28 protein-coding genes are annotated in these 26,684 nt (G+C 67.4%); 16 read left to right on the top strand and 12 right to left on the bottom strand.

The window, feature by feature from the left end; all coding sequences use genetic code 11:
• Position 1: 1 nt before the first annotated feature.
• The 3 genes from meaB to BLR57_RS04495 all read right to left on the bottom strand — a co-directional run bounded on the left by meaB (position 2) and on the right by BLR57_RS04495 (position 3,427).
• The gene (meaB, locus tag BLR57_RS04505; RefSeq protein ID WP_089694559.1) at positions 2–1,075 is read right to left on the bottom strand and encodes a methylmalonyl Co-A mutase-associated GTPase MeaB; all 1,074 of its coding nucleotides are present in this window, start codon (positions 1,073–1,075) and stop codon (positions 2–4) included.
• Positions 1,075–1,494, bottom strand: a complete 420-nt coding sequence (locus BLR57_RS04500) for a cobalamin B12-binding domain-containing protein (protein ID WP_089694557.1) — start codon at positions 1,492–1,494, stop codon at positions 1,075–1,077. Before BLR57_RS04500 ends, meaB begins: the two co-directional genes overlap by 1 nt.
• Before the next feature lie 130 nt (positions 1,495–1,624).
• A complete protein-coding gene (locus tag BLR57_RS04495) occupies positions 1,625–3,427 on the bottom strand; it encodes a S9 family peptidase (RefSeq protein WP_089694555.1) in 1,803 nt (600 codons plus the stop codon).
• 140 nt (positions 3,428–3,567) lie between these two features.
• Between BLR57_RS04495 and BLR57_RS04490 the strand changes: the two genes are divergently transcribed.
• The gene (locus BLR57_RS04490; RefSeq protein ID WP_089694553.1) at positions 3,568–4,623 is read left to right on the top strand and encodes a glycosyltransferase; all 1,056 of its coding nucleotides are present in this window, start codon (positions 3,568–3,570) and stop codon (positions 4,621–4,623) included.
• 131 nt (positions 4,624–4,754) lie between these two features.
• Here the strand turns inward: BLR57_RS04490 and BLR57_RS04485 are convergent, their stop codons facing one another.
• Positions 4,755–5,426, bottom strand: coding sequence for a plastocyanin/azurin family copper-binding protein (locus BLR57_RS04485; RefSeq protein ID WP_089694551.1), 672 nt, complete (start codon positions 5,424–5,426; stop codon positions 4,755–4,757).
• Positions 5,427–5,526: 100 nt separating this feature from the next.
• Positions 5,527–6,573, bottom strand: coding sequence for a M42 family metallopeptidase (locus BLR57_RS04480; RefSeq protein ID WP_089694549.1), 1,047 nt, complete (start codon positions 6,571–6,573; stop codon positions 5,527–5,529).
• A gap of 113 nt (positions 6,574–6,686) precedes the next feature.
• Between BLR57_RS04480 and BLR57_RS04475 the strand changes: the two genes are divergently transcribed.
• Together BLR57_RS04475 and BLR57_RS04470 are read left to right on the top strand one after the other, a co-directional pair.
• Complete coding sequence (locus tag BLR57_RS04475) at positions 6,687–6,950, top strand: MTH865 family protein (RefSeq protein WP_089694547.1); 264 nt, start codon at positions 6,687–6,689, stop codon at positions 6,948–6,950.
• A 106-nt stretch (positions 6,951–7,056) separates the two neighbouring features.
• On the top strand, positions 7,057–7,662 hold the full coding sequence (locus tag BLR57_RS04470; protein ID WP_089694545.1) for a J domain-containing protein: 606 nt from the start codon (positions 7,057–7,059) through the stop codon (positions 7,660–7,662).
• Here BLR57_RS04470 and BLR57_RS04465 read toward each other — a convergent pair.
• Positions 7,659–8,438 (bottom strand): DUF7839 domain-containing protein, encoded by a 780-nt coding sequence (locus tag BLR57_RS04465; RefSeq protein ID WP_089694543.1) that lies wholly within the window; start codon positions 8,436–8,438, stop codon positions 7,659–7,661. The two genes, BLR57_RS04470 and BLR57_RS04465, sit on opposite strands and share 4 nt — an antisense overlap.
• A gap of 77 nt (positions 8,439–8,515) precedes the next feature.
• On the opposite strand from BLR57_RS04465, the gene BLR57_RS04460 reads away from it, so the two are divergent.
• Together BLR57_RS04460 and pdhA are read left to right on the top strand one after the other, a co-directional pair.
• Positions 8,516–9,208, top strand: coding sequence for a metallophosphoesterase family protein (locus tag BLR57_RS04460; RefSeq protein WP_089694540.1), 693 nt, complete (start codon positions 8,516–8,518; stop codon positions 9,206–9,208).
• A 55-nt stretch (positions 9,209–9,263) separates the two neighbouring features.
• Positions 9,264–10,370: a pyruvate dehydrogenase (acetyl-transferring) E1 component subunit alpha gene (gene pdhA, locus BLR57_RS04455; RefSeq protein ID WP_089694537.1), complete on the top strand. Its 1,107-nt coding sequence runs from the start codon at positions 9,264–9,266 to the stop codon at positions 10,368–10,370.
• A 3-nt stretch (positions 10,371–10,373) separates the two neighbouring features.
• Here pdhA and BLR57_RS04450 read toward each other — a convergent pair whose 3' ends face one another.
• Entirely contained in the window at positions 10,374–11,651 is a 1,278-nt protein-coding gene (locus BLR57_RS04450) for an NAD(P)/FAD-dependent oxidoreductase (RefSeq protein ID WP_089694536.1), read from the bottom strand.
• Between the two features lie 626 nt (positions 11,652–12,277).
• Here BLR57_RS04450 and BLR57_RS04445 point away from each other — a divergent pair.
• From BLR57_RS04445 to BLR57_RS04420, 6 genes are all read left to right on the top strand, one after another.
• Entirely contained in the window at positions 12,278–13,456 is a 1,179-nt protein-coding gene (locus BLR57_RS04445; protein WP_089694534.1) for a threonine synthase, read from the top strand.
• 50 nt (positions 13,457–13,506) lie between these two features.
• A complete protein-coding gene (locus tag BLR57_RS04440) occupies positions 13,507–14,214 on the top strand; it encodes a metal-dependent transcriptional regulator (protein ID WP_089694532.1) in 708 nt (235 codons plus the stop codon).
• Positions 14,215–14,220: 6 nt separating this feature from the next.
• On the top strand, positions 14,221–14,931 hold the full coding sequence (locus BLR57_RS04435; RefSeq protein ID WP_089694530.1) for a TMEM165/GDT1 family protein: 711 nt from the start codon (positions 14,221–14,223) through the stop codon (positions 14,929–14,931).
• A gap of 45 nt (positions 14,932–14,976) precedes the next feature.
• Entirely contained in the window at positions 14,977–15,225 is a 249-nt protein-coding gene (locus BLR57_RS04430) for a hypothetical protein (RefSeq protein ID WP_139173274.1), read from the top strand.
• Positions 15,226–15,323: 98 nt separating this feature from the next.
• The gene (locus BLR57_RS04425) at positions 15,324–16,013 is read left to right on the top strand and encodes a LysE family translocator (protein WP_089694525.1); all 690 of its coding nucleotides are present in this window, start codon (positions 15,324–15,326) and stop codon (positions 16,011–16,013) included.
• Between the two features lie 55 nt (positions 16,014–16,068).
• Positions 16,069–17,121 carry an NAD(P)-dependent glycerol-1-phosphate dehydrogenase gene (locus BLR57_RS04420; protein WP_089694523.1) on the top strand — a complete coding sequence of 351 codons (1,053 nt, stop codon included), beginning with the start codon at positions 16,069–16,071 and terminating at the stop codon, positions 17,119–17,121.
• 44 nt (positions 17,122–17,165) lie between these two features.
• Here the strand turns inward: BLR57_RS04420 and BLR57_RS04415 are convergent, their stop codons facing one another.
• Positions 17,166–17,873: a M48 family metallopeptidase gene (locus BLR57_RS04415; RefSeq protein WP_089694521.1), complete on the bottom strand. Its 708-nt coding sequence runs from the start codon at positions 17,871–17,873 to the stop codon at positions 17,166–17,168.
• 422 nt (positions 17,874–18,295) lie between these two features.
• Here BLR57_RS04415 and BLR57_RS04410 point away from each other — a divergent pair, with 422 nt between their 5' ends.
• From BLR57_RS04410 to BLR57_RS04400, 3 genes are read left to right on the top strand one after another with little or no spacing between them, the layout of a single operon-like run.
• Entirely contained in the window at positions 18,296–18,733 is a 438-nt protein-coding gene (locus tag BLR57_RS04410) for a DUF5788 family protein (protein ID WP_089695516.1), read from the top strand.
• On the top strand, positions 18,730–20,475 hold the full coding sequence (polX, locus tag BLR57_RS04405) for a DNA polymerase/3'-5' exonuclease PolX (protein ID WP_089694519.1): 1,746 nt from the start codon (positions 18,730–18,732) through the stop codon (positions 20,473–20,475). Before BLR57_RS04410 ends, polX begins: the two co-directional genes overlap by 4 nt.
• Positions 20,475–20,954: a Mut7-C RNAse domain-containing protein gene (locus tag BLR57_RS04400; RefSeq protein WP_089694517.1), complete on the top strand. Its 480-nt coding sequence runs from the start codon at positions 20,475–20,477 to the stop codon at positions 20,952–20,954. Before polX ends, BLR57_RS04400 begins: the two co-directional genes overlap by 1 nt.
• Positions 20,955–20,995: 41 nt before the next feature.
• On the opposite strand, the gene BLR57_RS04395 is transcribed toward BLR57_RS04400, so the two are convergent.
• Positions 20,996–21,937, bottom strand: a complete 942-nt coding sequence (locus tag BLR57_RS04395) for a cell division protein CdpA domain-containing protein (protein ID WP_089694515.1) — start codon at positions 21,935–21,937, stop codon at positions 20,996–20,998.
• Positions 21,938–22,073: 136 nt separating this feature from the next.
• On the opposite strand from BLR57_RS04395, the gene BLR57_RS04390 reads away from it, so the two are divergent.
• On the top strand, positions 22,074–22,358 hold the full coding sequence (locus BLR57_RS04390) for a DUF5789 family protein (RefSeq protein ID WP_089694512.1): 285 nt from the start codon (positions 22,074–22,076) through the stop codon (positions 22,356–22,358).
• Positions 22,359–22,491: 133 nt separating this feature from the next.
• Positions 22,492–22,944: a DUF302 domain-containing protein gene (locus BLR57_RS04385; protein WP_089694510.1), complete on the top strand. Its 453-nt coding sequence runs from the start codon at positions 22,492–22,494 to the stop codon at positions 22,942–22,944.
• 34 nt (positions 22,945–22,978) lie between these two features.
• Here the strand turns inward: BLR57_RS04385 and nreA are convergent, their stop codons facing one another.
• The 3 genes from nreA to pabB all read right to left on the bottom strand — a co-directional run bounded on the left by nreA (position 22,979) and on the right by pabB (position 26,558).
• Positions 22,979–24,253 (bottom strand): DNA repair protein NreA, encoded by a 1,275-nt coding sequence (gene nreA / locus BLR57_RS04380; protein ID WP_089694508.1) that lies wholly within the window; start codon positions 24,251–24,253, stop codon positions 22,979–22,981.
• Positions 24,254–24,432: 179 nt separating this feature from the next.
• Positions 24,433–25,011 (bottom strand): anthranilate synthase component II, encoded by a 579-nt coding sequence (locus BLR57_RS04375; RefSeq protein WP_089694506.1) that lies wholly within the window; start codon positions 25,009–25,011, stop codon positions 24,433–24,435.
• The gene (gene pabB, locus BLR57_RS04370) at positions 25,008–26,558 is read right to left on the bottom strand and encodes an aminodeoxychorismate synthase, component I (protein WP_089694503.1); all 1,551 of its coding nucleotides are present in this window, start codon (positions 26,556–26,558) and stop codon (positions 25,008–25,010) included. The genes BLR57_RS04375 and pabB overlap by 4 nt, the downstream gene beginning before the upstream one ends.
• Between the last annotated feature and the right edge of the window lie 126 nt (positions 26,559–26,684).

The raw sequence follows: 26,684 nt of genomic DNA, 5'->3' as shown, positions 1-26,684 counted from the left end.
CTCACTCGCGCTGTTCGTCCAGACAGTCCCGGAGCGGCCCGATCAGGTCGTCGACGACGGTGTAGGGGTCGGTCTCGCGGTCGTGGACGGCCGCGGCGAACGACTCGACGCCGCCGCGACGGTCGAGTTCGCGTTCGAGCAAGCCCGCGGTGTCCTCCCGGAGGAGCTGGCGGATCTCTTCGGCGTAGCGCATCCGCGCCTTCGCGTCGAGGCGGCCGGTCGATTCGAGATAGGCGTAGTGGTCGTCGAGCGTCTCGATGAGGGTCGCGACGCCCTCGCCGTCCTTGGCGACGGTGGTGACGACCTGCGGGGTCCAGCGTTCCGTTTCGGTCTCATCGTCGCCGTCCTCACGCTCACCGTTGCCTGCGACTTCCGGCTCCTCGAAGCCGTGGTGGCCGAGGTCGAGCATCGCGGTCGGGTCGTCGCGCATATGGATCATCTCCTCCAGTTCGGCGACCGTGCGGTCGGCACTCGGCATATCGGCCTTGTTGACGACGAAGACGTCGCCGATTTCGAGGATTCCGGCCTTCAGCATCTGGACGTCGTCGCCGCTGCCGGGCTGGACGAGCACGGTCACGGTGTCGGCGGTGCGGACGATGTCGACCTCGTTCTGGCCGGCACCGACCGTCTCGATGATGACCTTGTCCTTGCCGAAGGCGTCGAGCGCCTTGACGGCGTCCGCCGTCGCGGTCGACAGCCCGCCGAGTTGGCCGCGAGCACTCATCGACCGGAAGAAGACGTCCATGTCGCCGACGTTCGAGGCCATCCGGATACGGTCGCCGAGGACGGCACCCCCGGTGAAGGGCGAGGAGGGGTCGACGGCGATGATGCCGACTGTCAGCCCCGCTTCACGGTAGGCGGCGGCGAGCTTGTCGACGAGCGTCGACTTGCCCGCGCCGGGACTGCCCGTGATGCCGATGACCTCGGCGTCGCCGGTGTGTTCGTGGAGCGCCGAGACGATCTCGCGGTAGCCGGGCGAGCGGTTCTCGATCTTCGTGATGACCCGCGCCAACGCACGGTGTTTGCCGTCGAGCAGTTCGTCGACGAGGTCACTCTGTGCAGCGTGCTGTGCCATCAGTCGCGGTCGTGGACGTTGTTGCGGACGAACTCGATGGTCTCTTTCATCGGGGTTCCCGGACCGAAGATCTCGGCGACGCCGAGCTCCTTCAGCTTCGCGCGGTCGTCGTCGGGGACGATGCCGCCGACGATGATGAGGGTGTCCTCGAAGGCCTCGTACTCCTTCAGCCCCTCGATGACCTTCGGGACGAGCGTGTTGTGGGCACCCGAGAGGATGGAGATGCCGAGCACGTCGACGTCCTCTTGGACCGCCGCCTGCACGATCTCTTCGGGTGCGCGGTGGAGGCCGGAGTAGATGACCTCGAAGCCTGCGTCGCGGAAAGCGCGAGCGATGACGTGTGCCCCGCGGTCGTGGCCGTCCAGTCCGACTTTCGCGACGAGACACCGAATGGCTCGTTGTTCTGCGTCTGCGCTCATACCTCGCGATTCGCTGTGGGGGCGTTTGACTCTAACGGATGTTCAGGATAGATGGTGACAGGGAGCCGCCAGTCGGCGGACGGCGTGGCGGTCGCCCGCTGCGTCGTCGGTTCCGGTGACGTCGACCCCTTCAGACGTGCTCTTCGAGGAAGTCGACGATCTCCGTGTAGGCCTGCACGCGATTCTCCAGCTTCGAGAAGCCGTGGCCCTCGTCGTCGAAGACGAGCTTTCGGACTGGGACGTCCTGCTCGCGGGCCTTCTCGACGATCTGTTCGGCCTCGCTCACGGGGACTCGCGGGTCGTTCGCGCCGTGGAGCACGAACAGCGGGGCCTGGATGGACTCGATGTTGTTGATCGGCGAGATGGATTCGAGGAACTCGCGGTCCTCCTCCAGCGAGCCGTATTCGGCCTCACGGAGTTCGCGCCGCCAGTCGCCCGTGTTCTCGAGGAACGTGACGAAGTTGGCGATGCCGACGATGTCGATACCGGCCGCCCACAGTTCGGGATACTCGGTCAGCGCGGCGAGTACCATGAAGCCGCCGTAGGAGCCGCCCATCGCGACGACGCGCTCGGCGTCGACGGCGGGGTGGTCGTGGAGCCACTCGACGGCCGCCTGGATGTCTTTCACCGAGTCCATCCGGTTCTCGACGTCGTCGAGATGGCCGTAGGCCTTCCCGTAGCCCGCCGAGCCGCGGACGTTCGGCTCGAAGACGGCGTAACCGTTGTTGACGAGATACTGTTTGACGCCGCTGAAGGAGGGCCGCCGCTGGGACTCGGGGCCGCCGTGGATGTCGACGATGACCGGCGTCTCGCCGTGACCGGTGTCCGTCTCGGGCAGCGTGAAGAACGCCGGAATCTGCCGCCCGTCGAACGTCGGATAGTGGACGAGTTCGGGTTCGACGAACGTCTCGCGCGGGATGCCCGCCGTCGCGGCGTAGGTCCACCGCTCGACGTCTCCGGTCTCCATCTCGACGACGTAGACGTTGGTGTTGTCGGCACTGCCCGTGACGGTGAGCGCGAACTGCTCGGCGTCGGGACCGAAGCTGACGCCTCCGGCGATACCCTGGGAGAGTTCCGGCTGGGGGAACGCCTCGATGGTGTCGGGGTTGGCGAGGCGTCCCGTGGTCAACTCGGTGTAGCCGTCGACGTTCTGCGAGTAGACGAGATGGCCGGTGTCGTGGTCGATGGCGACGCCGTCGAGTTCCCACTCGCCACCCTCTTCGACGGTCGTCAGTTCGCGGGTTTCGAGGTTCAGCCGCGCGAGATAGAGGGTGTCCGAGCCGTCGTCGGTGACGAGATAGAGGTTCTCGCCCGCAGGCCCCCACGAGACGCTCTGATACCGAATCGTCCCCTCGTGCGGCGTGAGATGGGTCAGTTCGCCCGCCTCGAGGTCGAAGACATAGACGTCCTGGTCGAAGTTGGAGTAGGCCTCGGTGACGACGAGCTTCGTGTCGTCGGGACTCCAGCCGCCGACGGTGAGCCAGCCGTCGCCCTCGTGGACGAGTTCGGCGTCGTTGCCGACCTCGTCGCGGCCCTGCACGTAGATGTCGAACACCGAGTTGTCACGGCGGTTCGAGGCGAAGGCGAAGCGGTCGCCGTCGTGGCTCCAGCCGCCCCAGCGGTGTTTGGCGTCCGGGCGTTGGGTCAGGTTCGTCACCTCGCCGGTGTCCGGGCCGAGCAGATAGAGTTGGGCGCGCTCGTTGCCGCCCTCGTCCATCCCGAAGGCGAGTTCGCGGCGTTCGGGCGACCAGGAGGCGAAGGTGACCCGCTCGTCGTAGAAGGTGTGTTGCTCGGGCCACGCGCCGGGCGCGTCGACGCTCCAGACCTGAGATGTCCCGGTCGTGTCCATCAGAAACGAGAGGGTCTCGCCGCTCGGCGAGAACGACGCGCCGTAGGCACTGCGGATGTTGAGATAGCGTTCGATGTCGTACATGACCCGACCTTCCACCGCCGACGACAAACGGTTTTGGGTGCGGCGAGCCTCCGACGGCGGCCCGCACCTGTCACCGCCGCGGCGGCCCGCTCACCCGCGAAAGACATGGATTTTTATCACGGGCCGTCAATCCGCCGGATATGCGAGTCGCGTTCGTGGCGATGACGACGGCGTATCACGACGAGACGCCGGCAACCCGCCGGACGCGACGGATCGCCCGACATCTCGCCGCCAGCGGCCACGAGGTCACGGTGCTCTGTTCTCGCTGGTGGGAGGGAACCATCCCCGAGTTCGAACACGAGGACGTCCTGTACCGGTCGATCACGGCCGAATCCGACGCGAGGAAGTTCGCCTCCAAACTCCCCTTCGCGCTGAAGAACTGTTCGCCCGACGTCGTCCACGCGGTCAACACGCCGCCCTCCGCGGTCGTCGCCGCCAAGACCACGGCCCGACTGCTCCGGGTGCCCGTCGTCGTCGACTGGTGGGCCGACGGTGCCGGCTCGAAGAAGAACTACCGCCGAGCGGCGACGGGAGCCGACGCGGTCGTCACCCCCTCGGAGACGGTCCGCACGCGGGTTCGGGAGTACGGGGCCGCGGAGGACGACGTCCGCGTGATTCCCGAGAGCATCGATCTCTCGCTCGTCCGCGAGGCCGACGTCGACGACCGCGCCGACGTCGTCTACGCCCGCGACCTCGACGAGGGGGCCAACGTCGAGTCGTTTCTCCTCGCGCTCGCCGAGTTGCGGGACCGCGACTGGCAGGCCGCCGTCATCGGCGACGGTCCCGAACGCGAGCGTGCGGAGACGACCGCCCGCGACCTCCGCATCGACGACCGCGTCGACTTCCTCGGCGACCTCGCTGACGAGGAGCGCGTCCCGATTCTGAAAGGCGCGCACGTCTTCGCACAGACCGCCGAGCGCGAGGCGTTCCCGACGAACCTGCTGTGGGCACTCGCCTGCGGCTGTGTCGGCATCGTCGAGTACCAGGCCGGGTCGAGTGCCCACGAACTGGTCGAGGGCAAGGCCCGCGGCAAGCTGGTCACCAGCCCACAGGAACTCGCCGACGAGATCGTCGCCTCCGGCGGGATGGAGCGACAGACGGTCAACGAGGACTACGCGTCGTTCGACCACAGCGAGGTGCTCCAGCGGTATCTCGACTGTTACACCGAGGTCGTCGACGACTACGGCTTCTTCTGAGCGTCGTCAAGTGGTGGCCACGCAGTGGACGAGTGGATGAGCGGTGGCCACGCAGTGGGACGAACGGCGGTCACACAGCGGACGGACAGCCCGGCCGCTCGCCGGGAGCGAACGAAGAGAGAAGACGGCGTTCAGTTGTCGGGCGTCTCGTAGTCGCCGCCGTACTTCATGAAGAAGTACGCGAGGCCGAGCACCGAGATCATCGAGAACGTCGTCGCGACGCCGAGAGACTTCGCGCTGTCGGGCACCTGCGGGATGTTCGAGCCGCCACCCTCGCCGCCGCCCGAGGAGAGTTCCTCGACGACCTCGACGGCACCGACCATGCCGACGCTGGCGTGCGGGACACAGACGTAGTCGTACGTGCCGAGTTCCGTGAAGGTGTGGCTGTACTCGTAGCCCGTGTCGAACGTCTCACTGTCGCCGCCGGTTCCTTCCCACGAGGCACCCTCGGGGAGTTCACCGTCGGGGACGACGTTGTGGTTGTCGGACTCCCAGACCCACGTGACCGTCGAGCCGGGGGTGACCTCGACCGTCTCGGGGTCGAAGACGAGTTCGCCCTCGGGACCGACGATGACTTCCCGCTCGACGCCACCGCTGGAGCCGGAGCCGGAGCCGCCCGCGGACTCGTCGCCGCTTGCGGTCTCGTTGCCGGACATCGTCTGATTGCCGCTTGCGGTCGTCGTCTCGTTGCCTGCCGTCGTGTTGCCGTCTTCCTGGGCGGCCGCGGTCCCGGCTGCCGCCACTGCGGTCCCCGCTGCCGTCAGGAAGCCACGCCGCGAGAGACCTGCGTTGCCGTCAGTCATTGTCGGCGGTTAGAAGGCGGCCATAGTGAATACTTTGGTTCCGCTCGGCGCGCCGGGTCGGCAGAAAAGCGTGTGACGACGGCCGACGGCTCCCGTCGACCTACAGCGTGTAGTCGTGTTCGCCCGTCTCCGACTCCAGGAAGGCCGTCAGGAGGTCGATGGCCGCGTCGACGTCGGCGTGGTGGACGCTCTCGGTCGGCGTGTGGAGATAGCGCGTCGGCACCGAGATGGCACCCGCGGGCTTCGCACCCGAGGAACGCTGGAGACCGCCCGTGTCCGTCCCGCCCGCCGGGAGGACTTCGAGCTGGTACGGAATCTCCTCGCTCTCGGCGACCTCACGCATCCGGCGGTGGACCTTCCGGTTCGTGATGACGCTGGAGTCCTTGAGTTTGATTCCTGCACCCTCGCCGAGTTCGGTCACGTACTCGCTCGCATCGAACGACGGGACGTCGTTGGCGACGGTGGTGTCGAGCGCGAGCGCGAGGTCGGGGTCGAGGTCGACGCCGACGGCCTCCGCGCCGCGCAGCCCGACTTCCTCTTGGACCGTGGCGACGAGATGGACCGTCACGGCCGGATTCGAGAGGCGGCGGGCGGCTTCGAGCATCGCGAAGACGGAGACGCGGTTGTCCAGTGCCTTGCCCGTGACGAACTCGCCCATCTCGATGGTCGTCTGCTCGGTCGTCACGAGGTCGCCGACGGCGACGTGCTCCTCGACGGCCTCCGCGGGCATTCCGAGGTCGACGTGGACGTCCTCGACCTTCGGCTCCTTCTCCTTCTGCTCCTCGGTGAGCGTGTGCGGGGGCACGGAGCCGATGACGCCCGGCAGGCTGCCCTGCTCGGTGAGGACGGTCACGCGCTGGGCTTTCAGCACACGGGGGTCCCAGCCGCCGAGCGCGTCGAGCTGGAGGAAGCCGTCGTCGGTGATGTGTTTGACCATGAAGCCGATCTCGTCCATGTGCGCGGCGACGACGACGCTGTAGTCGCTCTCGCCCTCGATGGTGCCGACGACGTTGCCCATCGCGTCCGAACGCACCTCGTCGGTCGTGTCCTCGAACTCCCGGCGGACGAGGTCGCGCAGGCGGCCCTCGTAGCCGGGCACACCGTTCTCTTCGGTCAACTCCTTCAGCAGGTCGAAGTCAGCGTCCATAGCGGGGCTTGGATAGCCTGGACAAAAACACACACGGCCCCGGCGTGATAAACTCCCAACCAGTTTAGCGTGGTTCCGGAACGCTTTTGCGCTCCTTGTGTGCATGAAAGAACATGGCAAACGAAGAGGTCACCTCGGAGATTCGCGAGCAACTCCTCGAAGCGTTCAGCGGTGCCGACTACCCCGTCAAGAACCAGATGTCGCTCGTCCCCGCCCTCCCGAACGGTCCGGGCACGCGGTTCGAAGCCGGCGACGTCAGCTTCACCGCGATGGAGATGGCCGCGAAGCTCGGCAGCCACCAGGACTTCCCGTACGACTCGGCGGAGTCTCTCGTCGACGACGTCATCGAGGGTCTCAAGGCCGAAGGAATCCTCTGAAGCGGCCGCCGACGCGCCTCGGTTTCTCACTTTTCTCTCCCGGCCAGCCCCCGCTTTCTCTACCGGTGGCGAGGGGTTCTTTAGCTCCCGTCACCTAGCCCCGGTAGTGTTGCCCGAGTGGCTCTCACTGCTCCCGCCGTGGCTCCTGATGGGACTCGGCGTCGGTGCAGCCGCCTCCGTCGTCGTCGCCGGTATCTTCGTCGTCGCCGACCGGGTGTTCCCCACTGCGCCCATCGACCCCTCCCAGACGTTCGACGGGACGGCCCGCCGCCGCGCGGAGATCCGTGACTATCTCCGGACCATCGGCGAAGCCTTTGCCGAAGACCATCCGGTCCACGGCCACACGGTCGCCTTCTACCTCCCCAGCAGAGACGTCGCAATCACCTTCGACGCCCAGGCGTACTTCCACATCGAACGCGCGGGCACCTACGCGGTGCTCTGCGAACACGAGATGCCCGGCTCCCAGCTGGGTCGGCGGCTCCCCTTCGAGGTGCCCGAACTCGAAGTCGAGGAGGACCTGCCCGACCCCGTCGTGGCCGCGTTCGACCGGCTCGGGCTGTCGACGACGGCCGAACGCGACGAGGTAAAGCGTGCCTACCGCTCACAGGCCAAGGAGACACATCCGGACCACGGCGGCGACAGCGAGGAGTTCAAACAGCTCAGAGAGGCCTACACGACGGCCAAGAACCATCTCGACGACTCTTCCTCTTAGACGTCGCGTACTTCGTACGTCACGTCACCGTCTCTGAGTTCGTCGGTGACGCGGCCGATGGCGTCCGTGGTCGCGACGACGACGACGTTCAGTCCGCGAGCGGCGGCCTCGGTCGCGACGCTCCCGGCGGCGACGACGACCGCGGGTTCGACGCCCAGCCCGCGGAGCGTGACGACCGCTTCGACGCCCGCGGCGACCACGAGATCCGCGTCCTCGCAGGTGGCGGCGAGACCGCCGTCGTCGACGGCGCGGCTTCCGCCGTCGCGGACGGGCGGGACCTGATAGATGCTCACGGACCCCGGCTCGAAGTCGATGACGCCCTCGAAGCCCGTGACGCTGACGTCCGTGCCCGCCTCGGCGTCGGTGGTCGCGACGCCGATTGCCGGTCCCTCGTCGCCCGGCGTCGCGTGCAGGAGGCCGTCGCGCAGCGAGAGCGTGACCGTCTCGCCCGCCTCGACGTCGGCGGTGGCGACCGCGGCGTCCTCTTGGACGCTCTCTAAGACGTCCTCGGTGACGTGGTCAGCGAACCGACGGATGGACTTCGCCTCCTTGAACAGCCAGTCGACGCCCTCTTTGGTGACGCGGTAGCGCGACCGGCCCTCCTTCTCGACGAGGTCGTCCTCGACGAGGTCGCGGATATACTCACTGACCGCCTGGCTCGTCACGCCGACGGCCTCGGCGATCTCACCCTGACTCACCGCTGGCTGTCGGTCAGCGATCTCGACGAGGATGCGAAACCGTGTCGCGGTGCGCTTGTCCTCCAGGGCTCCGCTCATGGCTCCAGAGAAGGAAGGATAGTTTAAAAACCCACGTGGGACGGTAGCGATATATCCTTCCGCACGAACCTTCTCGCGTGGACGACCTGTCGTTCCGCGACCGTGGCGTGTTCGTGCAGGGAACGGGGAGTCTCGTCGTCGCCGACGTGCACGTCGGCCGCGACGAGGCGTCGAGCGTCGAGTTCCCGCTCGGCGAACGTGCCGACCTGCACGACCGGCTCGACGGACTCCTCACCTACTTCGAACCCACAGAGGCCGTCTTCGCCGGCGACGTGCTTCACAGCTTCTCGCACGCGTCGGACGCGACGCGTGCGCACCTCCGTGACCTCGTCGACTGCTGTCGCGAGGCCGGCGCGCGACCCGTCCTCGTCGCCGGAAACCACGACACCCATCTGGCGGACGTCTGGGACGGCGAGCTCCACGAGAGCTACCGCCTCGCCGACGGCACGGTCGTCTGTCACGGCCACGAGGAACCCGAACCGGACGCTCCGCGGTATATCGTCGGCCACGACCATCCGGCCATCGACATCGAGGGGCGGCGGCGGCCCTGCTATCTCCTCGGCGCGGGGACGTACCGCGGTGCCGACGTGGTAATGTTGCCCGCGTTCAACCGACTCGCGGCGGGCGTCGCGGTCAACGAGATGCGGACGAGCGACTTCCAGTCGCCGCTCGTGACCGACGTCGACGCACTCCGGCCCGTCGTCTACGACGACGACAGCCACGAGACGCTCCGCTTTCCCCCGCTCGGGGAGTTCCGACGCATGCTCTGACCGTCGCCTTGCTCCGAGCCGTGGAACTTTGAGGGTCGACGCGAGAGTGTCACCAATGAACGTGGACGACGGTCTCGTCCGGGTGCTCGACGCCGACGGACGGGTCATCGACGGCGCGTCGGTCCCCAATCTCTCGGACGAGCGGCTGGTCGGGATGTACCGCGATATGCGGCTTGCACGACACTTCGACGAGCGGATGGTCAGCCTCCAGCGACAGGGCCGCGTGGGAACCTACGCCCCGCTCGCGGGACAGGAGGCCTCGCAGGTCGGCTCGACGTACGCCATCGCGGACGACGACTGGATTCTCTACCAGTACCGCGAACACGGCGCGGTGGTCGTCCGTGACGCGCTGGAAGCGTACCTCCCCTACTGGGTCGGCTACGAGGAGGGCAACGCCGACATCGTCGACGTCAACGTCTTTCCTCTCAATATCACCATCGCCGACCACATCCCGCACGCCGTGGGCATGGCGTGGGCCTCGAAGCTGAAGGGCGAGTCGAAGGCGTTCGTCTGTCACTTCGGCGACGGCTCGACGAGCGAGGGCGACTTCCACGAGGCGATGAACTTCGCGGGCGTCTTCGACACGCCGAACGTCTTCGTCTGTCACAACAACCAGTGGGCCATCTCGGTACCGACCGAACGCCAGACCGCGAGTCCGACGTTCGCGCAGAAGGCCGAGGCCTACGGCTTCGAGGGCGTCCGCGTCGACGGGATGGACCCACTCGCGATGTATCAGGTGACGAAGGCGGCGGCCGAACAGGCGAAAGCGGAGGGAGAGAACGACGGCGAGAGCGGCACGCTCCGGCCGACGCTCATCGAGGCAGTCCAGTACCGCTACGGCGCGCACACCACTGCCGACGACCCGACGGCCTACCGCGAGGACGACGAGGTTGCGGAGTGGAAGCGGTGGGACCCAATCGACCGGCTCGAAACCTTCCTGCGGGAGACCGGAAGGCTCGACGACGAGCGAGTTGAGGAGATCGAGGCGGAGGTCAAAGACCACGTCGCCGACGTCGTTGCGACCATCGAGGAGTTGGAGCCGGACCCCGACGATATGTTCGAGCACACCTACGCGGAGCTGCCGGACCATCTCGAAGCACAGCGCGACGAACTCCGTCGCCTGCGGGAACAACACGGCGACGAGGCGTTCCTGCGAGAGTAGAGATCAGAACAGGTCCGAGACGACCGCTTCGGCGGCGTCGCGGCCGCTGCGCATCGCGCCCTGAATCGAGGACCACCGGGTGTAGTCGCCCGCGAGGTAGGTTCGCCCTCCCGCGTTACGTGTGTCGGGCAGCGTCTCGTGGACGCCCGGCGGCTGGTCGAACTGCGCGAACGGGATACGGTGGGTCTCGACGCGTTCGAGGTCGCTGTAGTCCTCGTTGGGATACCAGGCTTCGAGCACGCGGCGCGTCTCCGCTTCGAGTTCCTCGGCCGAGCGGTTCTGAGCGTCCTCGCCGAGGAACGTCGCGTTCAAGAGTTCCTTGTCACCCGGCGCGTACTCCGGCGCGACGGCAGTCATGTTGACGACGGTGTTCGGTGACGCCTCGCCCGCGTTGAGCAGCAGTCGCTTGCCCGTGTCGGGTGCCTCGCGGGCGGGCAGGCTGTAGTGCTGAGTGACACAGCTTCGGGCTTCGGTCGGAATGGCGTCGACACCGGTCAGTTCGTGGGCCTGCTTCGGGTCGGTCGCGACGATTGCCGCGCCCGCTTCGACCGTCCCCTCGCTCGTCGTGACGGTCACGCCCTCGCCCGAGTCGTCGATGGACTCGACGGGTTCGCCGAGGCGGATTTCGGCTCCTGCGTCGCGGGCGTTCGCGGCCAACTGCTCGGGGACGGCCTGCATCCCGTCGGCGGGGAGGGCGATACCGCCCTCCGAGAGCGCGCGGAAGGTGTACTCGAAGACGTGTTTCGACGTCCCCAGCGAGCGGTCCAGCGTAATGCCGCCGTAGAAGGGCGCGACGAAGTTCTCGACGTATTGGCGAGAGAAGCCCCACTCGCGGAGATACTGGCGGATACTCATGTCGCGGCCGGTGAAGAACTCGTCTTCCTCCATCGCGGTGACGTGCTGGCGGAGCGCGAGGGTGCGCATCTTGTCGGTCGTCGTTATCTCCGGATTCCGGAGCGACGGGACGAGGGCGGTGGGGTCGCGCAGCGGGTCCGAGAGCGCGGAGACGTTGTCCGGGCGGGCGATGTTCGCGCCGGGCTTGAACCGCCGGAGGTCGAGCGCGTCGAGGTCCAACTCGGCGCGGACCATCGGGTAGGCGGTGAACAGCACTTGGAAGCCCCGGTCGAGGCGGTAGCCGCCGCGGCGTTCGGTTCGCACGCGACCGCCGACCTCGTCGCGACGTTCGTAGACGGTGACGTCGACGTCGGCCGCGGCGAGGCGGCGGGCGGCGACCAGTCCTGCCAGCCCCGCACCGGCCACGACGACGGATTCGTCCTGCATACTCAGGGGTTGGGACGCGTGGTACTAAACTCGGCTGGAAACGGCATTTCGATGAATAATAACTCCGTCCGGAGTAGTCGCACGCTTCACCCACACCTGATTGAAGGGAGACGAGATATCCCCGAAAGCCCACGCCCTCCCCAACCGATTGCGGTGCTCGGCTTCGCCTGCGCTCCTCATCCCTCGCGTGAGTGGCTCGCGGCGACGCAAGAGCTTCGCTCTTGCTGGCTTCCGCTCGTTCCCCTCGCGGAAACGATGAAACGGCGCGAAGCCACGCGCCGTACCGGCTGGTCAGTCCACGGGCACTGACTGCGCGACGGCGCGGTCTCATGGGGGAAGGTCGGCGCAGTGCGGGCCTGGCGGGCTCAAAGGGCGAGTGCTCTCGGCGGTCCCCCGGCGACGGAAGCACCGGAGCGAGTGAAACGAGCGAGGAGCGCGCCGAGACGCGGGAACCCCGAGAGCACGAGGGCTTTGTTGCGTAGTCTGTTCTACTCTCGAGATCCCTGGAGAGCCACGAACTCGGAAGTCCCGGACTGTGTAACCGTAACTAAGTCTGGACCCACATCACACCCCCACCCACGGCGCGTAAAGCGAAGCGATTAGTCCATCGCGCCGAAGGCTCAGATATGAACACGACGGAGGCGTTCGTCGGTCTCGAATGCACCAGTTGTGAGGAAGTCTTCGGCGTCGACACGCACGGCCGCTGTCCCGACTGCGGCGCGCCGCTGGACCCGGCTTACGACTACGACGCCGTCGACATCGAGCGCGCGGACCTGGAAGGTCGCCCGCACGAGGGGCTGTGGCATTTCGACGCGCTGCTGCCGTTCCCCGCCGACGCGGCGATTACGACCGCCGAGGGGGCGACCCCGCTCGTCGAGGCCCCGCGACTGGCCTCGGAACTCGACGTCGGCCGCGTGGTCATCAAGGACGACGGCCGCAACCCGACGGGGACGACGCTGGACCGCGGCTTCTCCGTCGCGATGACCGCGGCGAAGCAGCAGGACGCGGAGGACGCGACCATCGCCGCGCCGGGCCACGGCGCGCAGTCGCTCGCCGCCTACGCCGGTCGGGCGAACGTCCGGCACCACTCGTTCGTCCCGTCGCGCTCGACGTTCCAGAACAAGGCGATGACGAACGTCCACGGCGGCGACATGCGCGTCGTCGGCGGTCGGTTCCCCGACGCGGTCGAGGCGAAGGCCGAACAGGTGCTCGACGGCTGGCTCGACCTCCAGGAGTTCACGACGCCCTACCGTCACGAGGGGGCGAAGACGATTGCCTACGAACTCGCGGCGGGCCTGGAGTGGGATGTCCCCGACGCCGTCGTCGTCCCGACGGGCACGGGCGAGTTCCTCGTCGGCGTCGAGAAGGGCTTCCGCGAACTCCGGACGCTCGGTCTCGTCGACGACGTCCCGCGACTGTTCGCCGCCCAGCCCGAGGGCTGTGCCCCCATCGCCACCGCGTTCGAGCGCGGGCTGGACGCGCCCGAGCCGTGGACGAACCCCGACACGGTCTGTGGCGAACTGGAGATCACCGACCCCGCAGGCGGCGAGTTGGCCCTTCGAGCATTGGAGGCGACCGACGGCGCGGCCGTCGCCGTCGCCGACGACGACGCACTGCAGAGTGCCTACTCGGCCGCCCGCTACGAGGGCATCGAGATGGGCGTCAACCCCGGCGTCGCCGCCGCGGGCGCGTGGGACCTCGCCGACGAGTTCGGTGACGATGCGACGGTCGTCCTGCTCAACACCGAAGCCGGTGGCAAGACCGCCGACCTGCTGCGCAGTCACCTGATGGGTAAGGGCATCTAGTCCGTCTTCGACCCACCAACTATTTGAGTTCGACACGTCTAATCCAGGCTATGTTGAGCGACGTGATGGAGGACTACCTGAAGGCGATCTACACCCTCCAGAGCAAACACGGCCCGCCGGTGTCGACCTCCGACATCGCCGACTATCTCGACAAGACGCCGCCGACGGTCACGAGTATGCTCGGCAAGCTCGAAGAGCGCGGCCTGGTCGACCGCGAGAAGTACAAGGGCGTCGAGCTGACTCGCGAGGGCGAGACGGTCGCGCTCGAAGTCCTGCGACACCACCGCCTTCTGGAAGCCTATCTGACCGAACATCTCGACTACTCGTGGAGCGAGGTCCACGAGGAGGCCGACCGGCTCGAACACCACATCAGCGAGGAGTTCGAGCGGCGGGTCGCCGACCTGCTCGGCAATCCCACGGTCGACCCCCACGGCGACCCTATCCCCGGTGCCGACCTCGAACCGCTGGGCCACGACGACACCACGCCGTTGAGCGAACACGACGTCGGCGACCGCGTCGTCGTTGCCCGCGTCAGCGACCGCGACGACGAGGAGTTGGAGTATCTCGAAGCCGCGGGCGTCGTCCCCGGCACGACCCTCGACGTGGTCGACGTCGCCCCCTTCGGGATGGTGACCGTCCGCGCCGTCGGCGAGGAACACGAGCAGAGCCTTCCCGACGCAGTCGCCGCGTCCATCCGCGTGAGCGACGCACCCGACGAGCACGAGGAGTCGACACCCGCCGAGGCCAACGGGGCCTAACGAGGGATGGTCAGCTTCGCCGAGATCGTCGTCGTCGCCTTCGTCGCCCAACTCGCCGTCCTCCCCGGCGAGAAGGTCCAGTTCATCATCGCCGGCCTATCGACGCGCTACAGCCCGCTCGTCGTCGTGAGTGCCGCGGGTACCGCCTTCGCGGGCTGGACGGCCCTCGAAATCTGGCTCGGTGAGGCACTCCAGACCGCGTTTCCCTCTGCGGTGCTCGACGGCGTCTCCGCGCTCCTCTTCGCCGTCTTCGCCGTCTTGTTGTGGCGCTCCGCCCCGGACGACCACGCCACCCCCAGCGAAGTCGCGGCCGAGACCGACGGTGGACTCGCAACGTCGCCCGACATCGACCTGCCGACGGTCGCGGGCTACGACCTCTCTAACGCCGCGGGCGGCTTCCTCCCCATCTTCGTGATGATGGCCGTGGGCGAGTTCGGCGACAAGACCCAGCTCGTCACCATCGGGCTCGCCATCCAGTACGGCGCGAGCCCGGCCATCTGGGTCGGCGAGATGCTCGCCATCATCCCGGTCAGCCTCGCGAACGCCTACCTCTTCCACCGGTTCTCCCACCGGTTCGACCTCGAGCGTGCCCACCAGTTTGCGGCGGCGTTGTTCGCCTTCTTCGCCGCCGACACGGTGCTCGCGCTGACGACCGGCTTCTCGGTCTGGGAGACAGTCGTCGGCTCCGTAGCCGACGCGGTGCTCTCGGTGGCGTGACGTCACCTCGAAAACACTATCTTTCGGGCGTTTGAGTGTCGGTTTATGAACTGGTCTCCACCTCCGACAGTTCGGCGAGCGGGACTCCTCGTCGTCGGAGTGATTCTCCTCACGACGGTCGCGATGTCGTACCAGGCGTACGTGATTTGGCAGTCGCCTCCGGCGATGTTCGACGGTGCGCCCTCAATCGAGTTCGACATCGCGGTCGCCCTGACCGAACTGATCGTTCTCACGGTCGGCCTGTATCTCGCCCGGAACGCCTACCGGTGGTCGATGGCTGACTCGGCGGACTGACTCGGACGCTCTCTGTCTCCCGTACTTCCATCCACCCGACTGCACGGCCAACCGCCGGACCGAGGCGTTTTTCACGGTTCCTGTCGTCGCTCAGAGACATGGCTGGACTCCTCGGCTCCGCGCTCGCCGGCGTCGTCTTCGGACTCGCACTCGCCGCCCCGCCGGGTCCGATGAACGCCGTCATCGCCGAGGAGTCCGTGGTCCGCGGCTGGAACGCCGGCGTCAAGGCTGGCTTCGGGGCGTTCACCGCCGACGCGACGTTCTTCGTCCTCGCGTTCTTGGGCGTCGTCGCCTTCGTCGAACAGTTTCCGACGATACAGGCACTGATGGTCGGTGCGGGCGGTCTCCTGATGCTCTACTTCGCCTACGGTGCGGCCCAGGAGGTCGAGGGGACCTTCCGCGCCGACGAGGAGTTAGCGGAGTTAGAGGAGGAGAGCACGGGTTTCCGCAAGGCGTTCGTGCTCGCGTTGACGAACCCCTACCAGATCCTCTTCTGGCTCACCATCGGCGTCGGCCTGCTCGAACCGGGTCGCGTCGACGTGCTCGCCAAGACGCCCTACGTCGGTGCCGACCTCGCGGGACTGCTCGTCGTCGAGACGGGCAGCCCGGCACTCATCGTCGGCTTTTTTGGGGGTATTGCGCTCTGGGCGACCGGCTTCCCGGCGGCACTCGTGACCGCCGAGCGGCGGGTAGAGTCCTTTGCACCGGTCGTCGCCGGACTGAGCGCGCTGGTGCTCGGCGGGTTCGGCGTGGTGTTTCTCTGGGACGCGGCGACGTCGCTGGTGTGAGCGAACGACACCGCCGACGGGAAAGGGTTTCAACGGTCGCGCGTGACCACCGGATATGTTCGATAAATCGACGTGGATCAAACTGCCACGGAACGTCCTCGTGGGCCACGGCGTCCTCGACCAGTTGGGCGAGGCGGTCGACGAGCTGTATCTCTCCGGCCGACCGCTCGTCGTCACCAGTCCGACGCCGAACGAGCTGGCCGGCGACCGCGTGACGGAGCAGTTCGCCGCCGACGACCCGGCGACCGTGGTCGTCGAGACGGCGAGTTTCGAGTCCATCGAGCGCGTCATCGACACCGCCGAACGCGAGGACGCGGGTTACCTCATCGCACTCGGCGGCGGCAAGCCCATCGACATCGCGAAGATGGCGTCGGATCACCTGAACCTCGGCTTCGTCGCCGTCCCGACCGCCGCGAGCCACGACGGCATCGTCTCCGGCCGGTCGTCGATTCCCGAGGGCGACACCCGCCATTCGGTCGCCGCCGACCCGCCGCTGGCCGTCGTCGCCGACACGGAGATTCTCGCGAAGGCACCGTGGGAGCTGACGACCGCCGGCTGTGCGGACATCATCTCCAATTATACCGCTGTCAAGGACTGGCGGCTCGCCCACCGGCTGAAGAACGTCGAATACTCGGAGTACGCGGGCGCGCTCTCGGAGCTGACGGCGGAGATGCTCGTCGACAGTGCCGACTCCATCAAGAAGGGCCACGAGGAGTCGGCGTGGATCGTCACGAAGGCACTCGTCTCCTCGGGCGTCGCCATGTCCATCGCCGGGTCGTCGCGGCCGGCCAGCGGAGCCGAACATCTCTTCTCGCACCAGCTGGACCGTATCGCGCCCGGCAAGGCCATCCACGGCCACCAGGTCGGCGTCGGTTCCATCATTACCGAGTTCCTCCACTCGGGCGAGAAGGGCCAGTGGTCGGACATCCGCGCCGCGTTGGCCAGCATCGACGCACCGACGACGGCGAGCGAGTTGGGTGTGAGCGATCAAGAAGTCATCGAGGCACTGACGACGGCGCACACCATCCGCGACCGCTACACCATCCTCGGCGACGGCATTACCGAAGAAGCTGCCATCGAGGTGGCGACGGCGACGGGCGTTATCTGAACGGCAGCGACGGAGTTTCTTCTCGCAGTTACCATCTACGTCGCTTAGTCACCCGAGTTCTCGCGGGGTCGTCGTGGCCGTGCCGACCGCGTCGTCCCACGTAACCGGGTCACGCGCTCTGCGAGCGTCGGATGGCGCGAGAGCAATCGTCTAAGTCCGGCTTCGTCGCGGTGCAGGTGGCCGTCGCGGACGAGTCGGTCGAGCGCGTCGGCGAGTGCTGGCCCGCCGCCGTGACGGACGACGTAGGCGTCCGCATCGTGTTCGGTCCAGCGCGAGAGACCGAACGAGGCGAGGGTGACGGGGGCGACGAGCGCGAGACCGCCGAGGAACGCGCCCGCGACCCCGGCACTGACGGCAGCGGCCCAGCCAACGACGAAGACGACCGGGAGACCGATGCGCGGGAGGACGTGGTATCGCCGGAGATGGCCGCGCTCGTGGGTGACGACGGCGGCGAGTTCGGCGGCCGTGAGCGTTTCGACGAGTCGCTCGGTCACGCAGACGTGGCGGTGGCCGGGGAGGACGCCGACGGCGAAGGCGGTCGGTGTTGCACCGCGGGCTCCGAGCACGCGAATGTCGTCGACGGGGACGCCGTAGCCCGCGAGTGTCTCGGTCTCCGCCGGGGAGAGTCGACGGACGCCCACCGTCCGCGCGAGAATCGACGGCCCGGCGCAGACGGCCGCGACGCCGAGGAGGATGAGCAGCGTCAGATAGGGCCAGTCCCGGAGGAAGGCTTCGACTGCCGCGAGGAGCATTTCCAGTCGATAGCGACGGCTCGATTATAGGCTTTCTGCGCCTAACCGTGTAGATGCGACCGGCTAACCGGTCAACGGGCACTGACCGCGCCTCGTGCGCGGTCTCATGGGGAAGGGTCGGCGGGGTGCGGGGCTGTGCTGTGCGGGCCTGGCGGACTGAAAGGGCGAGTGTTCTCGGTGGTCCCCCGACGACGGAAGCACCGGAGCGAGAGAAACGAGCGAGGAGCGCACCGAGTCTCCCGTGAGCGAAGCGAACGGGAGGCAGCGAGACCTGTGGTCTCGCCAGTCGCGGGAACCCCGAGAGCGCGAGGGCTTTTCAGGCGAACAGTACCCGAAGTCGTAGGGGGTGAATCACCCTCCGCAAAAACTCACCAGCCATCTAGCGGCGAAGGAGCAAAGTGCGAACCGACCCAACTCCGACCGTGAAAGAGTTCGAGCGGAAACAGCTCCTCGAACGGGCGAACAAGGAGGGAGCCACCATCGGGGCGTCCATCCCCGACGAGATAGAGGTGCAGGGCGACCCGGTCGACCTCCAGAAGTTCGTCTTCGAGATCAAGCGTCGCGACACCATCCCGTCGGGTGAGCGCGAGCGCGTCGACGAGGCGAAGAAGAACCTCCGGCGCGAGCGCGTCGAGCGGCTGTCGAAGATTGAGGACAACGAGGTGAGCTACGAGGAGGGCGAGCAGCTCGTCGAGAGCATCATCGGCATCGACCGGGCGTTGAACGCGCTCGACCAGCTCCGGCCGGTCGACCTCGAACAGGAGGCACAGGTGCAGGAGGCGGCCGACCAGAAGCGGTGGATGAAATTCCTGAACAAGGCACTCGGCCGCGACGGCAAGAACAAGGGCATCCGTCGATGAGCCGGAACGACGAGGTCGCCACTCTCTTAGAGGAGTTCGCGGACCTGCTGGACGCCCAGCGCGTCGAGTACAAACCGCGCTCGTACCGCCGTGCAGCGGAGAACATCCGCGAGTATCCGAAGCCCATCGAGCAGTTGGCCGCCGAGGGACAGGACGAAGTCGAGGAGATCTCGGGCGTCGGCGACGCCATCTCCAGCAAGGTCGTCGAATACTTCGAGACCGGGACGATCGGAGAACTGGAGGACCTCCGCGAGGAACTCCCCGTCGACATGGCGGGGTTGACGAGCGTCGAAGGCGTCGGGCCGAAGACGGTCGGCGACCTCTACGAGGCACTGGGCATCACGACGCTCGACGAACTCGAAGCCGCCGCCGAGGCGGGCGAGATACAGGAGATCAAGGGCTACGGTGCGAAGACGGAGGAGAACATCCTCGAGAACATTCCCTTCGCCCGCCAATCCCGCGAGCGCGAACTCCTCGGCGACGCCCGGCCGCTGGCAGACGGCGTGCTCGACTATCTCCGAGACGTGGACGCCGTCGACCGCGCCGACGTCGCGGGCTCTATCCGCCGGTGGAAGGAGACCATCGGCGACGTGGACGTGCTCGTCGCCAGCGAGTCGGGTGAAGCGGTCGTCGACGCCTTCACCGAGTGGCCCGAGGCAGACACGACCATCGAGGCCGGGACGAGCAAGGCGAGCGTCCGAGCCGGGGGCATCAGGGTCGACCTCCGGGTCGTCGTCCCCGACGAGTTCGGCTCCGCGCTCCAGTATTTCACGGGGAGCAAGGACCACAACGTCCACCTTCGGAACCTCGCCATCGACCGCGACCTCAAGATGAACGAGTACGGTATCTTCGACGTCTCCGACGTGGAGGACGCGAGCGACCAGCGAGCGGGCACGCGGGTCGGCGGCAAGACAGAGGAGGAGATGTACGCCGCGTTGGACCTGCCGCTCGTCTCCCCGGAACTCCGCGAGGATACCGGCGAGATCGAAGCGGCCCGAGACGGCGATCTGCCGGACCTGCTCGCCCTCGACGACATCCGCGGCGACCTCCACACTCACACCGACTGGTCCGACGGCAACAACACCATCGCGGAGATGGTCGCCGGCGCGGCCGAGCGGGGCTACGACTACCACGTCGTCACCGACCACGCGACGGGACCGGGGATGGTCGGTGGCGTCGGGCTCGACGACGAGACGTTGCGCGAACAGATGGACGCCGTCAGCGAGGTCGCCGCCGACGCCGACATCGCCGTCTTACATGGCGTCGAAGCAAACATCGACGACGAGGGCGGCGTCTCCGTCGCCGACGACCTGCTCGCCGAGTTGGACCTCGTCGTCGCCTCGCCCCACAGCGCGCTCGGACAGGACCGCGAGACGGCGACCGACCGAATCGTCCGCGCCATCGAACATCCGTCGGTCGACATCATCGGCCATCCGACGGGGCGGCTCATCAACAGCCGTCCGGGTCTCGAACTGGATTACGAGCGCGTCGCCGAGGCGGCCGTCGAGCACGGGACGGCGTTGGAGGTCAACGCCAACCCCCACCGACTCGACCTCAACGACGCTGGCGTCCGCGCCGCGGTCGAAGCGGGGGCGACTATCGCGGTCAACACCGACGCCCACCGACCCGAGACGCTCGACTTCACGCGCTACGGCGTTCACACCGCCCGTCGCGGCTGGGCCGAGGCGGCCGACGTGCTGAACACCCGCGACGTCGACGGCCTGCGGGAGTTCCTGCACTGATGCGCGAGCCGGGCGAGCGTCCCGTCGACGCCGACGGCCGCCCGCGGCTCCTCCTCGATGTCATGCTCGGCAAACTCGCGACCTACCTGCGGATGTGTGGCTACGACGCGGCCTACGCTCTGGACCGCGACGCCGAAGCCGACGAGCGGGTGCTCGACGTCGTCGCGGACGAGGGGCGGCTACTCCTCACCCGTGACCGACAGCTGGCGTCGCGTGCGAGCGACTCGCTCCTCCTCACCGAGCGCGAGGTGACAGACCAGCTCCGCGAGCTTCGGGCGGTGGGGTTCGTCCTCGAACTCGACGACGAACCGGCGTACTGCGGGCGGTGTAACGGCCCGGTCGAGGCCGTCGACGACGGCGAACCTCGGCCGGAGTACGCACCCGACGACGGTCTCGTCTGGCAGTGTCGCGACTGTGGGCAGTTCTTCTGGAAGGGAAGCCACTGGGACGACGTCAGAGAACGACTGGAAAACCTGTAGCGTTGGGACGCTCTATGTCTCTCGTTGGTGAGTACGGCGAGCTACTGCTGGTTCCGCCCGGTCCACTCCTGGCAGGCGGCCATGTCGTCCATGACCTCCTCGTGGTAGCCGCAGTACGGGACCATCCCACTGTCGCCGCGGACGTACTGGAAGTGTGCGCAGCTCCCGCAGTAGGCGTCGCCGCGACTCGGTGCCTGCTTCGGCGACTCGGTGGTCATGACTTCGGCGTCGCCCGTCTCGTCCAACGGCGAACGGATGTCGGTGTCGGCCGCGCCACCGTCGCTGACGGTCGCACTCGTCGGTGACGAGGGCTGTGGGGACGACGACCGCGACGACCGTGACGACCGTGACGACGAGCCAGTCGACTGCGTCGACTTGTTCGACCCCGCCGTCTGCGTCTCGACTTCGCCATCCGGCTCGTTGCCGAAGAGACCGACACCGCCGAAGGACTTGGCCTGTGCCGCCGGGACTTCGATGACCTTCGTCTCACCCTGGCGAGTGACTTCCATCTTGACCGTGCCACCGGGGTCGTTGCGGGTCTTGAAGTTCGCTGCACCCACGAACAGACACCAGAACGTGGTGATGGTGCCGAGGAAGTAGACGCCGACCGTGGGCAGCGTGAGGTTCGTCAGGTCCTGCCCACAGTTCGCGCCGATCCACTGACACGGATACGCGTGCCAGAACAGTGCGACGCCGAGCAACGAGATACTCGCGCCGATGACGGCGGCCGCACGGGTCTGCCGTCCCGACGGGAGGACGGTGAAGACGCCGAGGAAAACGGCGGGAACGCCGACGCCGGCGAGGACACCGCCGTAGAGCCGCACCTCGGCGACGTTGAGGGATGGCTGGAGCACGTTCGTCGTCGTGACGACGATTCCCGCGATGACGAAGAGGGCACCGACGAGAAACAGCGTCACGCCGAGGTAGAGGCGGCCGGGATTCTGCCCCGCCGCAGTGTCGTAGGCCTCGGAGAGACTGGTCATGCGCACGAGTATGTAACCACTACACAAAACAGTGCGTCAGACAAGTGCATGACACGCTCGGAGCGACGTGAGCGTCGGTGTCGGACCGCACCGACGGTCCGAAGCCATTAATGTCGGTGCTCGCAAACCGCCGGGTATGGCTGACGAGGACACGGAAGACGACGCGCCGGCCGTCGAACTCGGTGCTGGAGAGACTGTCGAGGGCGCGCCGCTGGCACAGGTCGCCTCCCGACTCACCTGGCCCCAGGAGAAGAGCCTCATCGAGCGCAAGGAAGGCGACGCCGTCGTCCGCACCCCGGACGGCCCGCAGACGCTCGCCGACATCCTCGCCGAGATCGACGTGACCTACTTCGACAAACGGCAGACGTTCATGGACGCCGTCCACGACGTCGTCGGTGCCGGTCCGGTCCAGACCGAGTAGACCGAGTAGACCGACCAGACCGACCAGACCGAACACGCGCTGGCTGAAGCTCCCGGCTGCGGACGACAAGTGCTGTTGTTCGGAGAGCGCACACTACCGGACCCTTTTGTGTCCGTCCACCTAACGGATAGTTATGGCACTACCCATCGACCCGACGGCACTGGAGAGCGGCGATATCGGTGAAGAGCGTGCAACACTGCACATGGAACACGAGGGAGCCATCGAACACGTCCGGACGGCGTTCACCGATGCTGGCTTCGGCGTCGCCACGGAGTTCTCCCCCTCGGAGATGCTCAACGAGAAGGTCGACGCCGACCGCGACCCCTACTACGTCCTCGGCGCGTGTAACCCGAACATGGCCGACAAGGCTCTCACCGCCTCGGACGGGAAGATGGGCGCGCTGTTCCCCTGCAACGTCGTCGTCTGGGAGGAGGAGCCGGGCGTCCAGACGGTCTACCACGTGAGCATCATGCGTGTCGGCCGACTCGTCGGGCTCGCGCCCGACAACGACGAGATGGCAGACATCATCGCCGAGACAGGGAAGCTCGTCGACAAGGCAATCTCGAACCTGGACGCGGCCGAGTAGCTACCCGCAGACAACATCCACCAGTTTTGTGCGGTCAGAGAAAGTCCGTGAGGTTCGCCTGAAGCCCCGAGACCATCGCGGACTTCCGGCGCAGGTCCCCCACCGACACGGGCAGATGTGTCGCGACCTCGCGGACGGCGTCCGCGAACGTCTCGGCTTCGCCGTGTTCTCCCTCGAATGCGTGGCGGATCGCTTCTCGCACTTGCCAGACGCCGACCGGTCCCCAGTAGGCGTCGGAGACGTGTCGGAGGACGAGCACCTTCGCCTGCCGACCGACGTCCGAGAGATGTTCGAGCGCGGCCAGCCGGGCCGCGTAGTACGCCCCGGCCGTCTCGTCGACGTAGCTCGTCCGCCCCTCGAAGCCCTCGCGGTCGCTCGACAGCCACAGCTTCTCGCCATCCGGGTTCCAGATACTGCCGGGTGCCTTCATCTCGACCAGCTCGAACTCCCACGTTCCGGGCGCGAGAATCACCCAGAAGGCGTTGCCGAGATACTCGTTGCGCCAGACCTGCACGGTGTCGACGCTCGGCGCGTCGCGGATGGTCCCGCGGACGAACTGGCCGACGGTGTCGTCGACGGCGGTGATGGACCACCGGGTCGGGACAAGCCGCCGGTTCTCGCCCTGACCGAGCGCGCCAGCGGAGAGGATGGTGTTGATGTCGTAGACGTCGAAGCCGCGGCGGTAGAGATAGTTCATCGCCCCCTGAGCTTGCCAGTCGTCGTCTTCGAGCGTCTTCTTCACAGCCACAGGAACGTGAGGGTTCTCGCCGAGGTCGGCCGACCGGGCGCGCGCTCGGGGACCGGTCGGGGTCGCGACGTCCTGTGCCGAGACGTCGAAGTCGAGGTCCGGGCGGCTGTCCAGACCGATCTCGACGCTCACCGGCCGGTCGGCGATGGCGACCTCCCGTTGGGTGCCGACGAAGCCGTCCCACGCGTCGTGGACGTTCGCGTCGCGGCCGACCTCGACGCTGGCCGACCGGTTGGAGTTGAGGAGGCTCGTCCGTCGCTGGAAGACGTCGTCGATGCTGACGCCCTCGTCGTACCACGCGGCACTCGTCTCGAAGCGGGCGGCGTCGTCCTCGTGGCCGACGGGCGAGAGGATACCCGTCGACACGTTCGGATAGTTGGCGCGGCCGACGAAGATGGCGGGCGAGACGCTGCCGACGACGGTGTCGCCCTGGACGGCGTCGTCGAAGCGTCCCTCGAAGGCTTCCAGCTCGTCGAGGATGGTGTAGGATTTCTCCTCGACCATCTTGCGGCGGTTCGCCGCCTCGTCGACCTCCATCTCGATGTAGTCGTCCAGCCGCATTCAGACAGAGTACCAGCTACGGCTGCATGAACCTTCGGAGAGCAAACAGGCGACGGCGTGTCGACGCACGGGGCGGCGTGTCGCACAGTCGCGGACAGCCCCGTGGCGATGGTCAGTGCATGGACCGGGCTGGCTCCGTCATCCGTCAAAAGGGTTCGTGTGGGGAGCGTCGGTGCCGACTACGGCGACACCGCGAGTCCGTCGACGAAGTTCCGGACCATCCGCTTTCCGGCGTCCGTGAGGATGCTCTCGGGGTGGAACTGGACGCCGACGTGGGGTTTGTGGCGGTGGCGGACGCCCATCACGACCCGGCGGTCGTCGTCGGTCCAAGCCGTCTCCACCAGCTCGTCGGGGAGGTCCTCCCGTTCGACCGCCAGCGAGTGGTAGCGGCCGACCTCGAACCGCTCGGGAAGCCCCGCGAAGAGGCCCTGACCGTCGTGGACGACGGTCGAGGGCTTGCCGTGGACGACCTCGGGCGCGTGGCCGACGGGCGCGCCGAGTGCCGCACACAGTGCCTGGTGGCCGAGACAGACGCCGAGCGTCGGATAGTCCAACTCGGCGAAGACGGCCATCGAGACGCCCGCGTCCTCGGGGGTGCCGGGGCCGGGCGAGACGACGATGCCGTCGGGGTCCAACTGTCGAATAGCGTCGACGGTGATGGCGTCGTTTCGGCGGACGACCACCTCGTCGGCCACCTCGCCGACGTACTGCACGAGGTTGTAGGCGAAGGAGTCGTAGTTGTCGACGACGAGAATCACGGGCTGGCCTCCTCGTGCTCGACGCGGAGGTCGCCGCGGTCGCCCAGTGCCTCGTCGATGGCGTTGACGAGCGCGCGGCCCTTCGCTAGCGTCTCGTCGTACTCCGCATCGGGGTCCGAGTCGTGGACGATGCCCGCGCCGACCCGGAGATGGTACTGGTCGCGCCAGCGGACGAGCGTCCGGATGACGATGTTCAGCGTCGCGCGGCCGTCGAAGCCGAAGACGGCCATGCTGCCGGTATAGGGGCCGCGGCGGGTGGCTTCGAGTTCGTCGATGATCTCCATCGTCCGGGGTTTGGGCGCGCCGGTGATGGTGCCGCCGGGGAACGTCGCGGCGACGGCGTCGGCGAGGGTGGCGTCGTCGCGCAGGGTTCCCTCGACGAGCGAGACGAGATGCATCACCTCGGAGTAGCGGTCGACGCGCCGGTAGTCCGTGACTTCGACGGAGCCGTACTCGGACACTTTCCCGAGGTCGTTGCGTTCGAGGTCGACGAGCATCGCGTGCTCGGCGCGCTCCTTCTCGTTGCCGAGGAGGTCGGCCTCCAACTCCTCGTCCTCTTCCGGCGTCTTCCCGCGGGGGCGCGTCCCGGCGATGGGTTCGGTCAGGAGCCGGTCGCCGTCGCGTTCGAGCAGGAGTTCCGGACTCGCGCTCACGAGGTCGATGCCGCCCGTCCAGCCCGGCCCGGAGAACTCGACGAGGCCAGAGTAGGGTGCCGGGTTGACCCGTCGGAGCGCGGCGTAGGCGTCGACCGGGTGGACCGCGGCGGGCGCGACGAGCCGCTGGGCGATGTTGGCCTGGAAGGTGTCGCCGTCGTGAATATACTCCTTGACCCGCCGGACGCGGTCGGCGTAGACCGCCCGGCCACAATCGCTGACGAACTCCGCCTCGTCGGCGTCGACCGGCGGCGCGCCTGCGTCGGGGTCACCCGTCGTCGCCGACTCGGCGAGGTCGCTCGCGCGGGCGACGGCGGCGTCGTAGACGGCGTCGAGGTCGTCGTCCGGGTCGACGCGCGGACAACAGGTGATACGCAGTGTCGTCTTCTCTCCCCTTGGCTCCTCCCACGCAGCCACGCAGTCGTAGACGCCGACCTGGAGATGTGGCAGCCCCCGGTCGTCGACGGTGTGTGCAGGGAGTGATTCGAGTTCGCGGGCGATATCGTACGAGAGCCAGCCGAACGCGCCACAGGGGTAGGGAACGTCGCAGTCGCCGCGGACGAGCGTCTCGCCCGCGAGCAGACCGTCGAGTGCCGCAAGCGACGGCGAGGGGCGAGCGAAGTCGCCGTGGCCCGGCGCGTCGGGGTCGGCGAGCACCGCGTCGGAGCCGACCTGCAGCCGTTCGACGGGGTCGACGGCGAAGTAGCCCCAACCGCTCCGGCCGCCGGTGGTCTCCAGAAACACCCCGCCGGGTCCGTCGCGGGCGCGACGGTAAGCGTCGAACGGGTCCGCCACCGAGATGCGTACCTCGACCGGGACGCGTGCGCCAGCCGATGCCTCGGCGGCGACGGCCCGGAACGCCGCCCGGTCGGTGACGACGGTGGGTGTAGTCATATCCGTGGAGTTGCGATACGGACAGGTAACGGTTTCGCGATGCTGTCCGGGGGCTGACAGCGTGAGTCTGCAAGAAAAATCGGTGGTGTGTGAGACGACGAAAACCGGGGGTGTGAGACGGCGAAC

The organism is Halogranum gelatinilyticum (assembly GCF_900103715.1).
Classification (GTDB): domain Archaea; phylum Halobacteriota; class Halobacteria; order Halobacteriales; family Haloferacaceae; genus Halogranum; species Halogranum gelatinilyticum.
This window is presented reverse-complemented; position numbering and strand designations above follow the sequence as displayed.

What these genes read in the sequence shown, in the direction of transcription:
- meaB (WP_089694559.1), bottom strand. Translation starts at nt 1,075, where the DNA reads ATGGCACAGCACGCTGCACAGAGTGACCTCGTCGACGAACTGCTCGAC.
- BLR57_RS04415 (WP_089694521.1), bottom strand. Translation starts at nt 17,873, where the DNA reads ATGCTCCTCGCGGCAGTCGAAGCCTTCCTCCGGGACTGGCCCTATCTG.
- BLR57_RS04490 (WP_089694553.1), top strand. Translation starts at nt 3,568, where the DNA reads ATGCGAGTCGCGTTCGTGGCGATGACGACGGCGTATCACGACGAGACG.
- BLR57_RS04390 (WP_089694512.1), top strand. Translation starts at nt 22,074, where the DNA reads ATGGCTGACGAGGACACGGAAGACGACGCGCCGGCCGTCGAACTCGGT.
- BLR57_RS04480 (WP_089694549.1), bottom strand. Translation starts at nt 6,573, where the DNA reads ATGGACGCTGACTTCGACCTGCTGAAGGAGTTGACCGAAGAGAACGGT.
- BLR57_RS04445 (WP_089694534.1), top strand. Translation starts at nt 12,278, where the DNA reads ATGAACACGACGGAGGCGTTCGTCGGTCTCGAATGCACCAGTTGTGAG.
- nreA (WP_089694508.1), bottom strand. Translation starts at nt 24,253, where the DNA reads ATGCGGCTGGACGACTACATCGAGATGGAGGTCGACGAGGCGGCGAAC.
- pdhA (WP_089694537.1), top strand. Translation starts at nt 9,264, where the DNA reads ATGAACGTGGACGACGGTCTCGTCCGGGTGCTCGACGCCGACGGACGG.
- BLR57_RS04440 (WP_089694532.1), top strand. Translation starts at nt 13,507, where the DNA reads ATGTTGAGCGACGTGATGGAGGACTACCTGAAGGCGATCTACACCCTC.
- BLR57_RS04495 (WP_089694555.1), bottom strand. Translation starts at nt 3,427, where the DNA reads ATGTACGACATCGAACGCTATCTCAACATCCGCAGTGCCTACGGCGCG.
- BLR57_RS04485 (WP_089694551.1), bottom strand. Translation starts at nt 5,426, where the DNA reads ATGACTGACGGCAACGCAGGTCTCTCGCGGCGTGGCTTCCTGACGGCA.
- BLR57_RS04465 (WP_089694543.1), bottom strand. Translation starts at nt 8,438, where the DNA reads ATGAGCGGAGCCCTGGAGGACAAGCGCACCGCGACACGGTTTCGCATC.
- pabB (WP_089694503.1), bottom strand. Translation starts at nt 26,558, where the DNA reads ATGACTACACCCACCGTCGTCACCGACCGGGCGGCGTTCCGGGCCGTC.
- BLR57_RS04425 (WP_089694525.1), top strand. Translation starts at nt 15,324, where the DNA reads ATGGCTGGACTCCTCGGCTCCGCGCTCGCCGGCGTCGTCTTCGGACTC.
- polX (WP_089694519.1), top strand. Translation starts at nt 18,730, where the DNA reads ATGAGCCGGAACGACGAGGTCGCCACTCTCTTAGAGGAGTTCGCGGAC.
- BLR57_RS04395 (WP_089694515.1), bottom strand. Translation starts at nt 21,937, where the DNA reads ATGACCAGTCTCTCCGAGGCCTACGACACTGCGGCGGGGCAGAATCCC.
- BLR57_RS04475 (WP_089694547.1), top strand. Translation starts at nt 6,687, where the DNA reads ATGGCAAACGAAGAGGTCACCTCGGAGATTCGCGAGCAACTCCTCGAA.
- BLR57_RS04430 (WP_139173274.1), top strand. Translation starts at nt 14,977, where the DNA reads ATGAACTGGTCTCCACCTCCGACAGTTCGGCGAGCGGGACTCCTCGTC.
- BLR57_RS04400 (WP_089694517.1), top strand. Translation starts at nt 20,475, where the DNA reads ATGCGCGAGCCGGGCGAGCGTCCCGTCGACGCCGACGGCCGCCCGCGG.
- BLR57_RS04420 (WP_089694523.1), top strand. Translation starts at nt 16,069, where the DNA reads ATGTTCGATAAATCGACGTGGATCAAACTGCCACGGAACGTCCTCGTG.
- BLR57_RS04385 (WP_089694510.1), top strand. Translation starts at nt 22,492, where the DNA reads ATGGCACTACCCATCGACCCGACGGCACTGGAGAGCGGCGATATCGGT.
- BLR57_RS04435 (WP_089694530.1), top strand. Translation starts at nt 14,221, where the DNA reads ATGGTCAGCTTCGCCGAGATCGTCGTCGTCGCCTTCGTCGCCCAACTC.
- BLR57_RS04500 (WP_089694557.1), bottom strand. Translation starts at nt 1,494, where the DNA reads ATGAGCGCAGACGCAGAACAACGAGCCATTCGGTGTCTCGTCGCGAAA.
- BLR57_RS04450 (WP_089694536.1), bottom strand. Translation starts at nt 11,651, where the DNA reads ATGCAGGACGAATCCGTCGTCGTGGCCGGTGCGGGGCTGGCAGGACTG.